Source organism: Streptomyces barringtoniae, from assembly GCF_020819595.1.
Classification (GTDB): Bacteria; Actinomycetota; Actinomycetes; order Streptomycetales; family Streptomycetaceae; genus Streptomyces; species Streptomyces barringtoniae.
In genome coordinates this window covers 1-13,108 of record NZ_JAJHNP010000046.1, presented here as the reverse complement: position 1 = coordinate 13,108, position 13,108 = coordinate 1, and the positions used below count along the sequence as shown (strand labels likewise).

The following is a 13,108-nucleotide window of genomic DNA, read 5'->3' as shown; positions in this document are numbered from 1 at the left end:
AGCCGAGTGCCGCCTGGATGAGTCCGTGACGCCACGCGGCACGTCCTACGTCTGTATGTGTGGCCGGGCTCGAACGGCGAGAACGAAGTCGGCAAAGCCTCGGCTCAACGTAGTCGGGTCAGCCGCAGGCTGGCTGTCGACCGGTCCGGGTGGAAGGTGACACCGTACTGCCGGGCGAACCGGTTGGCCTCCGCGCCGGAGCCGCCCACCGAGCGCAGGTAGAAGGCGTAGGCCACCGACGCGATCTGCTCTTCGTTCGGGTACAGGACCCACAGGTTGCCGAGCTGGCGCGCGGTGCGCACCTTCTCCCCCGGGCCGTCGGCCGGCGGCACACACAATCGGGCATCGAGGTACGCGTACAGGCGCAGCGCGTCCGTCTCCGAGCGGCGCAGCTCCACCAACCGCTCGCCGTCAGCCGGCCCGCCGAACTGCCGGTCAGGAGCGGGACTGGCCTCGGTGTAGACGAGCACATCCCGGCCGTGCCCCGTCAGCCGGGCCGCCCACACCACGGGTCCGCCCTCATACACGGACAACTCCGCGCGCATCTCCCGGCCGGCCAGCTCCACCAGGCCCTGCCCCGCAGCACTTTCCACCGCCTTGTGATGGTCGGGGCGCAGCATGCCGAGCAGCACCCACCCGTGCTCGGCCGCCTCCTCGTGACCGCGCAGGGCCCGCAGCGCCTCGAGGAAGATCTTCCTGCTGGGCATACCGCTCTCCCCCGCTCTGACTGCTGGACGCTGACGAGCCGACAGTAGGAGCCCATCCGGCAGGTTCGGGATCGAATCCGGGGAAAGATCACCAGCAATGAGGTGCCAGCCCCGGCGCCCAGCGCGGGCGGAGGGGCCGGGTGCGGGGCCGGAGGTCAGCGGGCCCGGGTCACGGTGACGGGAACGTCCGGGCAGCTGCCGAGTGAGGGTTCTTGAACGCTGGCCGTGAGGTGTGCGGGCGGCCGCGGCGGGCCGGGCGACGCGCGGATGTGCGGGGGCAGGAGTGTCCGCGGGGTCGTCGGAGCCCACCTGCGGCTGGGCGAAGAAACGAAACCCATCGGCTGAGCCGGTCCACTAGGAGCTGTCCGGGCGATCACGCGTCCCGCTATGGTGACTCGGTGGAGGGACTTGATGAGTGCTGTGGCGATGAGTCGCGCGGAGGCGGTCGCGCTCGTGCAGCGGATCATGCAGGCGGACTACGCCTCGAACGATGAGGTGGACGGCTGGCTGGACAGGCTCGACAGAGCTCTGGCATGCCCGTCCGGTCATGTCAGCGGCTTGATCTTCTGGCCGGCGGAGCGGGAGCTTTCTGCTGATGAAGTAGTCGATCAGGCCCTGACGTATCGGCCGATCACTCTGTGAGGTCGGTGCTCAACTCCGAAGCCAGATAAGCAGAGCCGCGCTGGTTGCAGTGCCCAGGAAGACGTAGCCGCGCTTGTCATAGCGGGTGGCCACGGCTCGGTACTGCTTCAGTCTGTTGATCGCTCGTTCGACGGTGTTGCGCTTCTTGTACCGCTCTTCGTCGAAGCCGGGTGGCCGTCCGCCGCGTGAGCCTTTGCGCAGGCGGGCGGACCGGCTGTCGGTCTTCTCCGGGATCGTGTGCCGGATGCCCCGGCGCCGCAGGTATGCGCGGCACGGGCCGTTGCTGTATCCCTTGTCGGCCGCGACGCTGTCGGGCTTCGTGCGGGGCCGGCCGGGGCCGGTCCGCAGAACGCGGATCCTTGCCAGCACCGTCTGGAACTGGATGCAGTCCGCTCGCTGCCCCGGCGTGACGACCAGGGACAGGGGGCGACACCGGCCGTCGGCGCTCAGGTGGAGTTTGCTGGTGAACCCGCCCCGCGAGCGGCCCAGTCCCTCACCTCCTGCACCACCTCCACCAGCCGGGCGAGCAGGCTCTGCCAGGGCGTTTCGCCTGATGTTCTGCCGTCTCGTCCCCCTTTGACGCAGGTGCCGACGGTGGTTCGGTCCGGGCACCGGCCGCGTGCTGATGGGCACGGCACGATGGTGGAGTCCACCGAGATGTCCCAGTCGATCTCGCCCGCGGCATCGGCAGCAGCCTGGACCTGTTGCAGCAGAGTGCCGTCGGCCGACCACAGCCGGTGGCGTTCATAGACGGTGGCGTTCATAGACGGTCTTCCACGGCCCGAAACGCTCGGGAAGATCCCGCCAGTGCACCCCGGTCCGCACCCGGTGCAGAATCCCGTCGATCACCTGCCGGTGATCCCGCCACCGGCCACAACGCCCATTACTCACCGGCAGGAACGGCCGCAGCCGTTCCCACTCAGCATCCGTCAGATCACCCCGCCCCATGCACACAACAACGACTCAGGCACAGGGCAACCACATGATCGCCCGGACAACTCCTAGAAGGCGTGGAACGCCTCGAAGGGCGGCTCGAACGGTGGGTCGGGCAAGCGCATGGCCTTGCAGCGCGTCGCTGGCTCGGCCGGGACATCACCGGCAACTGCTGTCAGAGTGCCGTCAGCGAAGGCGCCGGGAATCATCGCCCACCCCAGGTTCTGCTCGTAGTACCGGACGGCAGCCTCCACTGATGGCGCCCCAGCGTCGTCCATAACGATCAGCCCGCCAGGTCGGACGATCTTCCGCAAGAAGTACAGATCGACGAAGACTTCATGGAACCGGTGGCTACCGTCCACGAATGCCGCGTCGGTCACAAGACCTTCAGTGAGGAGTTGCGGGAGCGCGATCGACGACGGCGCGAGTATGAGCGAGGTGATCGAGTCCAGTCCCGCGGATCGCAGCAGGTCCCAGCCGACATTGGACCAGTCGCGTTGTTGAAACGGGTCGATGATGATGTGCCGGGGATGCGGCGCGTTGACGGTGACCAGCGCTTCACCGATCGCGAGCGCGGAACTGGCGTAGGCGAGACCGACCTCGACAATCGTCTGCACGCCCTCAGAGATCAACAAGTCGCGCAACTGGTCACAATCCCCTTCGGGCACCGTGACTGTCTCGAAGTCCGCCTCGCGGTCCCGAGTCCACGGCGGCCCCTCCTGCGCGAGCCGGCGACGCACCTCCCGGATCCGCGTCCTGCGTTCATCCGATTCCCTCGTGCTGGCCACCCCTCCACGCTACGGGCGAACCCTTTTCGCGGTGAAGGCGGTGACGGCTGCGGCAGCGGTACGGGCGAGACGCACGAGACAGGGGTCCTCTCGAAGATCACAGGCAGTTCGTGATCTTCGTACTGGCTTCCACCCCGGCAGCCAGGGACGGCTCTACCCGATCGGGCGGCAAGTGCGATCGTCGACCCGTCACACCCGCCACTTAGGATCCATGCCCGTGGCGGAGGCACCCGATGAGTTGATCAACCTGGAACGATCCGCCGAGGAGGAACGCGCAAAGCTCGCAGGCCTGGCCGGTGACGAGTACGACGCCCAGTGGCGCCGGTGGCGCGAGGCGTCCCAGGCCGTACAGGCGGCCATCACCGCGCACGCCGAAGCCACCGAGGCCAGCCGCTACGAGATCGAGCAGGCCGTGAAGCGCGCGGTCCGGCACACCGAGAAGGACCCGGCCGAGTAGGTCAGCGAGTCGACATGCGGTACTCGTCGACGGGCGGCGTGAGCCGCTGCAGGATGGCCGTCACCGGCGCGACGGCTTTCACGATGGTGGCCGTGCGTGCCGTCGAGGAGCTGCTGCCCGAACTCCGTGAGTGGCCGCGGCGAGGCGGCAGGGCCGACTTCGAATTCATGCCGTTCGATCTGCCGCAGCGCACGCTGGCGCTTCGGACACGGGCGATGGGCCATGCTCGCCTCCTCGGTCCTGGCCAGGATGGCAGACCCTCAGGGGCCCTTGGGCCAGGTCGTCAACACGTCCCCGGTCTCCTCGTCGGTGAGGGTGATGTGGGCGCCCTGCTTCCGAAGCTCGATTGCCGGTTACCGGAAAGTCATATTCGGCGCGGTACGGCTCCGTCCTGCCAGCGGTAGAGGTCGCGCAGCAGGGAAATCTCGGCGCCGTGGTGGATCAGCTCCCTGTTGACGTGCAGGACCCTGTTCTCCATGGGAAACCGCTCGGGACCCACCGTGGGCGGATTCTCCAGGTCAGCGTCAGAGAGTTTGCGGACCCCCGCGTTCCATCTCCCGTACATCTCATCGAGCTGTTTTAGCGCCTCGTCAGCGGTCCCCGCGTAGGCGAACGTCTGGGAGTCGGCGTCCTGGCCGCCGAAGTACCATCCGACCCGATAGCCCAGGCACGAGACGATGATGTGCGCCAGCCGCCAGGCAATCGTGGTCACTGGCGCCGGCACCGGGTCAGGGGACGCGAAGTCCATCGTCCACTCCCCCGAACCTGCCGACATCGGTGTGGCCGAAGTGCCACGTGGGCGGATGCTCCAGCAGCCGCGCACCGGCTCCCAGAAGTACTCCTCATCGGTAAGACCGTCCAGCCGCGGCCGCAGGTTCGTGCGCCAGTGCCAGTCCAACTGCTCTGCGAGCCGCTCGCTTCTTGTCATTTCCGCACACTACAACGCACCCCGGGAGTCGTCGGCGGGCCAGGGGACCTGCGAGCACCTCGAACAGCGCCCGCACCGGCGCGGCTCCCAGCCGGCGGCGCAGGTCCCGCAGGGCCTTCGCGCTCGGCGAGGCCACCGGAATCCCGGCCAGACCTGCGGTGAGCTTGTCCCACACCAGCCGGTAGCCGATCTCGGGGAACAGGCACATCGCGAGCAGGAAGTACATCCCGACCCTCGAGGGCAGGTCACGCAACCGCCGCTGCACGGTCCGCGTCTCCACCAGCACCGCGTCCACCAGCTCGAACGGCATAACGACGGTCAGCTCTCCCAGATGCCCCGGCGCGAACCGGCCCGCAGCCACAGGCACCGTACGGGTGATGGCCGCCAGCGCGGAAGGCAGGGCAAAATGAACCCGCAACGGAGCTGCTCACGTACAAGCTGTCTTGGTCGACTGCCTGTACCAACGAGCTCCGTTGTGCTTTCGCCTCGAACCCTCAACACGCTTGCAGGACCTTCGAAAACGCTAACTTCCCGGCCTTGGGGGAGGCCCCCGTACCCCAAGGCCGCGCCGTCTTCCAGGGAGCGGAACCGCGTGCTCGCCGCTCCGGCCGGCCCTGCGGAGGCGGCAGCTATCAGGTGGTGCTGGCTTGGTTCACAGGTCGGCTGTGAGTTTGGCGAGGAAGTCGGCGCCTGCCTGGATGTCGTGGCTCAGTAGGACCTGGCGGTGCGGGAGAGCGGCGATCCGGTCGGCGACGGTCCCGCGAGCAGCGGCAGCAGCGCCAGCGGCGGCCGCGGGCGCTTCAACGGCACGGCCACGCACTACCGGCAGCGTCCCGTCCTGGCCAGCCACCCGGCCGGGCGGCCCTGCACCGATCCGTCCTGCCCGTGCCCGTCCCTCTCGCCCGACGAGGGCCACGCCGCCCGCAGCGGCAGCCCGGCCGACCGGTACGAGGCATGGATGATCCACACCCGGAACTACCGTCTGGTCTTCCCGCCGGACCGGCCCGATGCGCCCTTTGGCATCAGCCTCGACGTGCCCGTCCTGCGCAGGCGCGTCCTGCGCACCGCCCATCTCACGGCCGAGCAGGAACACCTGACGGGGCTGGTGCGCAGCCTCCTGGACGGCAGCCTCTGACCCCCACTCGACCCACCATCCCTTCATTGAAGGAGGCTTGTGTGATCACGCCCGACCCGCCCACGCCCGAGGGTGCAGCCGTCATCGACCTGTACCAGCAGATGAACGCGCTTCAGGAGCGCACCGGCGAGTGGCCCGGTGCCGACACCGTCGACATCCTCGGCAGGTGGCTCGCCCGCTTCGACTTCACCGGCCCTGTGACGCGCACACGGCTCCTCGCGGGCAGCGCCTGGGTACTGCGTCGCCAGAACCGTCACGCGGACGAGGTGACGCTGTGGAACGACGAGGACTCCGCGCTGGCCGCCCTGGCCGGGCACGTCCGCAAGCGCTGGGCAAACCTGCTCGGGCACGACGGCATCCCGGAGCACCCGCCCGTGAACGACCGTGAGGCCGTCGACCGGTACTACGGGTCGCGCCAAGAACGTGGAGACGAGCACTACTCGCTGTACGCCGACGACATCGGCCGGCTGGTGCGGACCCTGCCTGCTCCAGACGGCTTCCACTTCCCGGACGAGGAGGTCTGCGCTGGCCGTCGTGGTGGCCAAGGACCAGAAGGACCGCCCCGGTTGGGGCCCGGAGACGAACGCCGCCTGCGATCCCGCCGAACTCCCGGCCGCGTGCGCGGCCGCCCAGGGCTGGGAGGCGTGGACGGACCGCGACGGCGCACGGGTGCCGGTGAGCCGGCTGGAAAGCTCCACCGGAGCCGAGCACTGCGGCTGGCAGTCGGTCCGCTTCCTCACCCTGGGCGGCCGCACGTACGTCCGTGATCCCGAGGGTGTGCTCGCCCGTGACGGGCTGCTCAGCGCGCCGTACCGCAAGCAGGTCCGCATGCCCGCGGGCGCCCGCGACACCGGGTACCACTACCGTGACCGGCACCTGTGGCTGACGGAGGACCGGGACACCGCCTACGTCCGCACGTCCTCCGGAGTGGAGGCCTGGCCCCGGGCGGCGCGGGAGGTCGCCTGCAAGTGACCGGTCACCGGCTCCGGTGCAGTGCGACCAGCAACTGCCAGACCTGGTCCGCGACTTCCTCCGGCGCGGCCCGCAGCAGCCCGTGCAGCCAGTCCGCGAGGACACCCGCGAAGGTCGCCGCCACCGCCGACGCGACCAGCGGGGCGTCAGCCGCGCCGGCCAGTTCGCGCTCCTCGAGGCTGCGGGCCCGCAGGTCCCGGTGCAGCACCCGGCCGAGCGGCCCGCCGCCGCCCGGCGCGAGCAGCGACCGGTACAGGGCCGCGTGCGGGGACAGACCGGTGAAGAACTCCCGCAGCGCGGGCGGGGCGTGGACCGGATCGGGCCGCCCCCGCCAGGCGTGCAGCGCGTCCACCGCCTGCCGTACGACGTCCGCGCACGCGTCGACCGCCAGCGCCTCGATGCCGTCGTAGTGCACATAGAACGTGGCCCGACCCACCCCGGCCCGGCGCACCAGCGCGGCCACGGCGACCTCCGCCGGCGGTCGCTCGGCGCACTCGGCGAGCAGGGCGGCGCGCAGCACGGCGCGGGTGCGCGCCGCCCTCGGGTCCTCGTGCGGCGCCCGGCTCATCGTGCGGCGAGGACGGCGGCCAGCGCGAGCGCGCCAGGCAGCGCCTGGGCGAACAGGATGCGGCGGTTGGCCGTGGTGGCGCCGAACACGCCCGCCACCACCACACAGGACAGGAAGAACACCTGGACCCGAAAGCCGGTCGGGTCGGCGGCGAGAAGCCCCCACACCAGTCCGGCCGCGAGGAAGCCGTTGTAGAGGCCCTGGTTGGCGGCCAGCGGAGCGGTCGCCCGGGCCGTCCCCGGGTCGAACCCGTGCAGCCCCCGACCCGGCTTCCGCTGCCACAGGAACATCTCCAGCACCAGGATGTACATGTGCAACACGGCCACCAGGCCGACCAGCACGTTCGCCACGATTTCCATGAGCAGCGAGCCCTCCCCTTCTTGGACAGATGTCCAGGATAGCTGGACACCTGTCCAAGAAATCATCGGGTCCCGCCCCCCGTTATGTTTCCCGCGGTCCTGCAAGAGGACCGCTGGCCTCCGGGCCCGGCATGACTGTTCCCCCCTGTCGAACCGATGACCTGGGGGGTTGGTGCCACCGGGCCCGAGAGGCGCCGTTGGAGACGCTGATGGGAGGTCCGACTACCGCACGGCCCGGCGCAATGCCCGGCCGCTTGCGGGCGGCAGGTCTGCATAACGTGGATGCGCACATACGACGCCAACACCCTGGCCAGCACCGCACGAACCCCGTTCGGGAGGATGGGTTGGACGACATCGACGACGTGGGCGTCTTCCTCGGTCTGAACGTCGGCAAGAGCGCCCATCACGGGCACGCACTCACCCCGGCCGGCAAGAAAGTCTTCGACAAGCAGCTGCCCAACAGCGAGCCGAAACTGCGGGCCGTCTTCGACAAGCTGGCCGCGAAATTCGGCACCGTATTGGTGATCGTTGACCAGCCCGCCTCGATCGGAGCCCTGCCCCTGACCGTCGCCCGGGCCACCGGCTGCAAGGTCGCCTACCTGCCCGGCTTGTCCATGCGACGGATCGCCGATCTCTACCCGGGCGAGGCGAAGACCGACGCCCGCCACGCGGCCGTGATCGCCGACGCCGCGAGGACGATGCCGCACACCCTGCGCTCGTTGGAACTGACCGACGAGATCACCGCCGAACTGACCGTGCTGGTCGGCTTCGACCAGGACCACGCAGCCGAGGCCACCCGCACCTCGAACCGGATACGCGGCCTGCTCACCCAGTTCCACCCCAGCCTGGAACGCGTCCTCGGACCGCGCCTGGACCACCCCGCGGTGACCTGGCTCCTGGAACGCTACGGATCCCCGGCCGCCCTGCGAAAAGCCGGTCGTCGCAGACTCGTTGGGGTGATCCGGCCCAAGGCTCCGCGCATGGCCCAGCGGCTGATCGACGAGGTCTTCGACGCGCTCGACGAGCAGACCGTCGTGGTCCCGGGCACCGGCACCCTCGACGTCGTGATCCCGTCCCTGGCCCGTTCCCTCGCGGCCGTCCAGGAACAGCGACGAGCCCTGGAAGCGCAGATCGGACAGCTGCTGGAGGCTCACCCTAATGGGCAGTGATGCGGGGCACCGCCAGGCCCACCCCGGCCCGTCGAGGCCCTGAAAGAGACTGCGGGCCCCGCATCATTTCCGCTGCGTGGGTGACGCCGGTCGGTGCCGGGAAGCCGCAAGGTCCCCCTGGGGCTCGACCCCTTTGAAAAGAGCCGGCCCCGGCTCCGTCCGGCGCTACCCACCGCATCTGATCTGACGACCGGATCGTTGACTTTTGTGGTCCGAGCCGCCTACGGAGATCACCTCTCATCAAGCCCGGAGTCCAGAGCTCCTGAGCAGAACGAGGGCCCCGTGGGCTGCTGGGGTCACGAACGGCTAATCGGATGCTGGGCCATCGAGCCCTTCCATTAGGGAGACGCGTACCCCTGCATAGCTGTGACCAGCAGAAACAGACCTCGACCGAGAGGACGTACACGACGCGATGAAAGTGTTCTGCGGGATCGACTGGGCCAGCGACCACCACGATGTCGCCCTTGTCGACCACGACGGAGCCCTGTTAGCCAGGGCCCGAATCACCGACGATCCCACCGGTCTCCAGCAGCTGCTCGACCTGCTCGGCGAGCACGGCGACGCTGCCGGCGCCCCGATCCCGGTCGCGATCGAAACCTCCCGCGGCCTGCTCGTAGCCTGCCTCCGAGCCACCCGGCGCCCCGTCTATGCAATCAATCCCATGGCCGTCGCCCGCTACCGCGACCGACACTCGGTCGCCCGCAAAAAGTCCGACCACCTCGACGCGATGGTCCTTGCGAACATCCTCCGCACCGACATGGCCACCCACCGACCGCTACCGCACAACAGTGAACTGGCCGAAGCCGTCGCGGTCTTGGCCCGAGCACAGCAAGACGCCGTCTGGGACCGCACTCAGGCAGGCAACAAACTCCGCTCCCACCTGCGTGAATACTTCCCTGGCTTCCTCATCGCCTTCCAGTCCTCACGCGAGGGACTGTGTTCCCCAGTCGCACGAGTGATCCTGGCCGCCGCCTCCACCCCGGAACGCGCCGCGAAGCTCACGCGCACCCAGCTGCGGTCCCTCCTCAAGACGGCCGGCCGCCAGCGCGGCATCGAGGCAGAGGCCGACCGGCTTCGCGAAGCCTTCCGACTCCCACAGATGCGGCAGCTTCCCCTGGTCGAGGAAGCAATGGGCCGCCAAACGGCCGCCCTGCTTCGCCAACTCGATGCCGCCTACACCAGCGCCAACGACCTCGCCAAGGCAGCGGTGGACTCTTTTGAAGCACACCCGGACGCCGAGATCATCACCAGCTTTCCAGGGCTCGGCTCACTCACCGGCGCCCGGGTGCTCGCAGAGATCGGCGACGACCGATCCCGCTTCGCCGATGCCAAAGGACTCAAAGCCTTCGCCGGAGCAGCTCCGGTCACCCGAGCCTCCGGCAAAAGCGTCGCGGTCATGGCCCGCCGGGTCAAGAACCAGCGGCTGGCCTCAGTGGGCTACGTCTGGGCCTTCGCCGCCCTGACCGCCTCAACCGGTGCCCGAGCCCACTACGACCGCAGACGAGCCGACGGAGACCGCCACACTGCCGCGCAGCGCAACCTTTTCAACCGCATGCTCGGCTGCCTCCACCACTGCCTCACCAAGCAAACCCCCTATGACGAGGCCACCGCGTTCCCACCATCCGAAGCCTCTCAACTTGCCGTCGCGGCTTGACAGATCAACTGCATCGGATGTCTCTTTCGAAGGTCCTGACGTCAATGCCAGGGGTCGGCGTCAGGACCGGAGCCCGCATCCTGATCGAGGTCGGCGACGGCAGCACATTCCCGACCGCCGGCCATCTCGCCGCCTACGCGGGTCTCGCCCCGGCAACCCGCAACTCGGGCTCCTCGATCCGAGGCGAACAGCCCTCCAGACGAGTCGAGTAGCCGAGGGGGATCTCACCCCTCGGCTCTCACAGAACCGTGCGTAACGGTCTCCCGTTACACGGCTCTTGTCGTTCTGATCATCAGATCTCTGCGGCCGCCGTGGTGAGGCGCCAGTGCACGAACATGCGGGGTATCGTTGGGCGATCTCCTGCATCTTCGAATACGCCTTCTTCTGGGCCGCAAGCCGCTTGTACTTGTTGCGGATCCAACGCACCAGGTAGGTGTTGATGCGCGCCAGGAAGCGGTCCAACTCCCAAGGCCGGAACCGGCCGTAGTAATTGATCCAGCCCCCGATCACAGGATTCATCCTGCGAGCGAGGTCGTTGAAGGTCAGATCGACACGTCGGTGCAGTCGCCAGGACCGCACTTCCCGGCCGATCCTCGTCAGGGCCTCCCTGCTGATCCCCGGCTCGAACGACAGGAACAGCTTCCCGTGCCGATTCCGGTTCTTCCGCACGCGGAACGTGTACCCAAGAAAGGTGAAAGCCGTGTGCTCGAAGGAGCGCCGGCGGTTGCCGTCCTTGCAGTAGACGATCCGGGTCTTGTCCGGGTGCAGACGCAGCCCGACCTCGACCATCCTGTCCGTGAGCGCGGCCAGCACCTCGCGGGCCTTCTGCTCGGAGACGCAGTGCAGGACCGCGTCGTCCGCATAGCGCTCGAACCAGACGGACGGGAACTCCCGTTCCGTCCACATGTCGAACGCGTAGTGCAAGAACAGGTTCGCCAGAACGGGAGAGACCGGTGCGCCTTGAGGCGTCCCGCGCTCCCGCTCCATCAGGGAGCCGTCGGGCATGACGAGCGGAGCGGCGAGCCACCTCCGCACATACAAATTCACCCAAACGGCGTCAGTGTGTGCGGCCACCGCCTTGACCAGCAGGTCCCAGGACACGCTGTCGAAGAACTTGGCGATGTCGAACTCGACCACCCAGTCCCGCCGCCAGCTACGCTCCCGGCATTTCCCCACCGCATCCAAGGCAGACCGTCCCGGCCGATATCCGTAGCTGTCCGGATGGAAAATGGGCTCCACCCTTCGCATTAGATGCCGGGCAACGACGGTCTGAGCCACTCGGTCGGCGACAGCCGGAATGCCGAGCATTCTCGTGCCACCACCGTGCGGCTTCGGAATGGCCACCGCCCGCACCGGAGGAGGGAAGTACGAGCCCGACGACATACGGTTCCAGACCTTGTACAGGTTTCCCTGAAGGTCATTCTCGAAGTCGTCGATGCTCTGCCCATCCACTCCGGGCGCACCTCTATTGGCCTTGACTTCCTCCCACGCTTCCTTGACTTCCCACTTCGAGATATCAAACGGCTTGGTCGATGATTTCAACTGGCTCATCGCACTCCTCCCAGACATCGTCCGGTTGATGTGATCAACTCAGTCACGAACGACCCGGCCCCTTCGCTCCACCCCCGTTACAGGGGCTTCATCGCTACTACGAGCCGGTCCGCCAGCAGGTCCCGCATCGGTACTCGACCCCTCACGGTGTCTGCCGCTTGGGGCACTCCCTCTCGCCACCGCTGCGCGGCGGCAGTTACGGACCTGCCTTCTCCTGTTCCATGCGGAAGCCGCAGATCGGGCTCACGTCGCCTCCATGCCGGACACCACCTGGCCAATAAGCGGGAACCCGCCAGGCTCATCCCAGGGTCGTTTCCACATCCTGGTTTCGATGTCGTCTGTCTGCTTTTCGACACGTCAGCAGCGATTCACTTGCGTTCGTCTTCCCGATCCCCACCTGACGTCTCTTACGACGCCTTTTCCTCATCGCTCACCACGACAGTCATTAGCTAACGCAGCATGAGGCGGTTTGAAGCCTCCCCCCGCAGGGCGACTCCGAAGGGCCAACACCTTCATCTTCCACACAGCACCGAGATTGGAAGTTGCCCTACAACCAACTCCCTCTCACGCTCAGGACACACGGAAACAAGCAGCTCAAACGGGCCTTCTTCCTCTCCGCATTCGCCGCTCTGGGCGACCCGGCCTCCCGGGCCTACTACGACAAGAAGATCACCCAGGGCAAACACCACACCCAGGCCCTGCTCTGCCTCGCCCGACGCCGGGCCGACGTCCTCTTCGCCATGCTCCGCGACGGAACCTTCTACGAACCCCAGCCAGCCACGGCACACGGCGTCTAGGAGGAAGTGTCGTCCCCAGCCGGAAGGTGAACAGCCACGTCATAGTTGGCAATCCGCCCCGCCAGCGCCCTCGGGCTCAGGCCATGAGCGTTGTCCCGGTCAGGGTCAGCACCAGCTTCCAACAGGCGCCGAATCGTCCCGCCTTCGCCCCGCGAACAGAACACCGCCCTCCACAACGGCGTATTGCCATGACGGTCCACGACATCGACCGCCGCACCCGCGGCCAGCAAGACTTCGACGGCCGCAGGCACTTGCGCCTGAGCAGCAAAATGCAGCGGAGCCCAACCCTCGGCGTCGACAGCCCCCGGGTCGGCGCCCTCAGCCAACAGCGCCCGCAGGCCGTCCACGTCCCCGCCACCAGCCGCATAGTGCACCGCGGTCCGCCCCAACCGATCCCGATCCGTCATGCCGACCATCCTCACCTGGCTTGACGAAACAGATAGGGGCA

12 protein-coding genes and 6 pseudogenes are annotated in these 13,108 nt (G+C 67.9%); 8 read left to right on the top strand and 10 right to left on the bottom strand.

Going from position 1 to position 13,108, the window contains the following annotated elements; all coding sequences use genetic code 11:
• Positions 1-104: 104 nt before the first annotated feature.
• The gene (locus LMU33_RS40375) at positions 105-707 is read right to left on the bottom strand and encodes a DUF6417 family protein (protein WP_228627022.1); all 603 of its coding nucleotides are present in this window, start codon (positions 705-707) and stop codon (positions 105-107) included.
• Positions 708-1,118: 411 nt separating this feature from the next.
• Between LMU33_RS40375 and LMU33_RS40370 the strand changes: the two genes are divergently transcribed.
• The gene (locus LMU33_RS40370) at positions 1,119-1,349 is read left to right on the top strand and encodes a bacteriocin immunity protein (protein WP_228627020.1); all 231 of its coding nucleotides are present in this window, start codon (positions 1,119-1,121) and stop codon (positions 1,347-1,349) included.
• A gap of 9 nt (positions 1,350-1,358) precedes the next feature.
• On the opposite strand, the pseudogene LMU33_RS40365 reads toward LMU33_RS40370, so the two are convergent.
• Positions 1,359-2,297 (bottom strand): annotated as a pseudogene (locus tag LMU33_RS40365) (IS5 family transposase).
• Positions 2,298-2,350: 53 nt separating this feature from the next.
• Positions 2,351-3,070 carry a class I SAM-dependent methyltransferase gene (locus LMU33_RS40360; RefSeq protein WP_228627018.1) on the bottom strand — a complete coding sequence of 240 codons (720 nt, stop codon included), beginning with the start codon at positions 3,068-3,070 and terminating at the stop codon, positions 2,351-2,353.
• 217 nt (positions 3,071-3,287) lie between these two features.
• On the opposite strand from LMU33_RS40360, the gene LMU33_RS40355 reads away from it, so the two are divergent.
• Positions 3,288-3,527 carry a hypothetical protein gene (locus LMU33_RS40355; protein WP_228627017.1) on the top strand — a complete coding sequence of 80 codons (240 nt, stop codon included), beginning with the start codon at positions 3,288-3,290 and terminating at the stop codon, positions 3,525-3,527.
• 364 nt (positions 3,528-3,891) lie between these two features.
• Here LMU33_RS40355 and LMU33_RS40350 read toward each other — a convergent pair whose 3' ends face one another.
• On the bottom strand, positions 3,892-4,455 hold the full coding sequence (locus LMU33_RS40350) for a DinB family protein (protein WP_228627015.1): 564 nt from the start codon (positions 4,453-4,455) through the stop codon (positions 3,892-3,894).
• Between the two features lie 14 nt (positions 4,456-4,469).
• Positions 4,470-4,765: pseudogene (locus tag LMU33_RS40345) on the bottom strand (transposase domain-containing protein); the annotation flags it as partial.
• A 414-nt stretch (positions 4,766-5,179) separates the two neighbouring features.
• Between LMU33_RS40345 and LMU33_RS40340 the strand changes: the two are divergent.
• Positions 5,180-5,590: a hypothetical protein gene (locus LMU33_RS40340; RefSeq protein WP_308280856.1), complete on the top strand. Its 411-nt coding sequence runs from the start codon at positions 5,180-5,182 to the stop codon at positions 5,588-5,590.
• Between the two features lie 23 nt (positions 5,591-5,613).
• Here LMU33_RS40340 and LMU33_RS40335 read toward each other — a convergent pair whose 3' ends face one another.
• Positions 5,614-6,135 (bottom strand): hypothetical protein, encoded by a 522-nt coding sequence (locus tag LMU33_RS40335; protein ID WP_228627024.1) that lies wholly within the window; start codon positions 6,133-6,135, stop codon positions 5,614-5,616.
• Between LMU33_RS40335 and LMU33_RS40330 the strand changes: the two genes are divergently transcribed.
• The gene (locus LMU33_RS40330) at positions 6,125-6,562 is read left to right on the top strand and encodes a hypothetical protein (protein ID WP_308280855.1); all 438 of its coding nucleotides are present in this window, start codon (positions 6,125-6,127) and stop codon (positions 6,560-6,562) included. The two genes, LMU33_RS40335 and LMU33_RS40330, sit on opposite strands and share 11 nt — an antisense overlap.
• Positions 6,563-6,566: 4 nt before the next feature.
• Here the strand turns inward: LMU33_RS40330 and LMU33_RS40325 are convergent, their stop codons facing one another.
• Positions 6,567-7,130, bottom strand: coding sequence for a TetR/AcrR family transcriptional regulator (locus tag LMU33_RS40325; protein WP_228627013.1), 564 nt, complete (start codon positions 7,128-7,130; stop codon positions 6,567-6,569).
• Positions 7,127-7,489: a DUF1304 domain-containing protein gene (locus LMU33_RS40320; RefSeq protein ID WP_228627011.1), complete on the bottom strand. Its 363-nt coding sequence runs from the start codon at positions 7,487-7,489 to the stop codon at positions 7,127-7,129. The genes LMU33_RS40325 and LMU33_RS40320 overlap by 4 nt, the downstream gene beginning before the upstream one ends.
• 344 nt (positions 7,490-7,833) lie before the next feature.
• Between LMU33_RS40320 and LMU33_RS40315 the strand changes: the two are divergent.
• From LMU33_RS40315 to LMU33_RS40305, 3 genes and pseudogenes are all read left to right on the top strand, one after another.
• Positions 7,834-8,646, top strand: a pseudogene (locus LMU33_RS40315) (IS110 family transposase); the annotation flags it as partial.
• A gap of 424 nt (positions 8,647-9,070) precedes the next feature.
• The gene (locus tag LMU33_RS40310) at positions 9,071-10,312 is read left to right on the top strand and encodes an IS110 family RNA-guided transposase (protein WP_228627009.1); all 1,242 of its coding nucleotides are present in this window, start codon (positions 9,071-9,073) and stop codon (positions 10,310-10,312) included.
• 23 nt (positions 10,313-10,335) lie between these two features.
• A pseudogene (locus LMU33_RS40305) lies at positions 10,336-10,512 on the top strand (IS110 family transposase); the annotation flags it as partial.
• A 238-nt stretch (positions 10,513-10,750) separates the two neighbouring features.
• Here LMU33_RS40305 and ltrA read toward each other — a convergent pair.
• A pseudogene (gene ltrA / locus LMU33_RS40300) lies at positions 10,751-11,863 on the bottom strand (group II intron reverse transcriptase/maturase); the annotation flags it as partial.
• A 581-nt stretch (positions 11,864-12,444) separates the two neighbouring features.
• Between ltrA and LMU33_RS40295 the strand changes: the two are divergent.
• Positions 12,445-12,660 (top strand): annotated as a pseudogene (locus LMU33_RS40295) (IS110 family transposase); the annotation flags it as partial.
• Here the strand turns inward: LMU33_RS40295 and LMU33_RS40290 are convergent.
• Positions 12,657-13,108, bottom strand: a 452-nt coding sequence (locus tag LMU33_RS40290; RefSeq protein WP_228627007.1) for an ankyrin repeat domain-containing protein, incomplete at its 5' end; no start/stop codon positions are given. The pseudogene LMU33_RS40295 and the gene LMU33_RS40290 sit on opposite strands and share 4 nt — an antisense overlap.

What these genes read in the sequence shown, in the direction of transcription:
- LMU33_RS40375 (WP_228627022.1), bottom strand. Translation starts at nt 707, where the DNA reads ATGCCCAGCAGGAAGATCTTCCTCGAGGCGCTGCGGGCCCTGCGCGGT.
- LMU33_RS40370 (WP_228627020.1), top strand. Translation starts at nt 1,119, where the DNA reads ATGAGTGCTGTGGCGATGAGTCGCGCGGAGGCGGTCGCGCTCGTGCAG.
- LMU33_RS40350 (WP_228627015.1), bottom strand. Translation starts at nt 4,455, where the DNA reads ATGACAAGAAGCGAGCGGCTCGCAGAGCAGTTGGACTGGCACTGGCGC.
- LMU33_RS40325 (WP_228627013.1), bottom strand. Translation starts at nt 7,130, where the DNA reads ATGAGCCGGGCGCCGCACGAGGACCCGAGGGCGGCGCGCACCCGCGCC.
- LMU33_RS40320 (WP_228627011.1), bottom strand. Translation starts at nt 7,489, where the DNA reads ATGGAAATCGTGGCGAACGTGCTGGTCGGCCTGGTGGCCGTGTTGCAC.
- LMU33_RS40310 (WP_228627009.1), top strand. Translation starts at nt 9,071, where the DNA reads ATGAAAGTGTTCTGCGGGATCGACTGGGCCAGCGACCACCACGATGTC.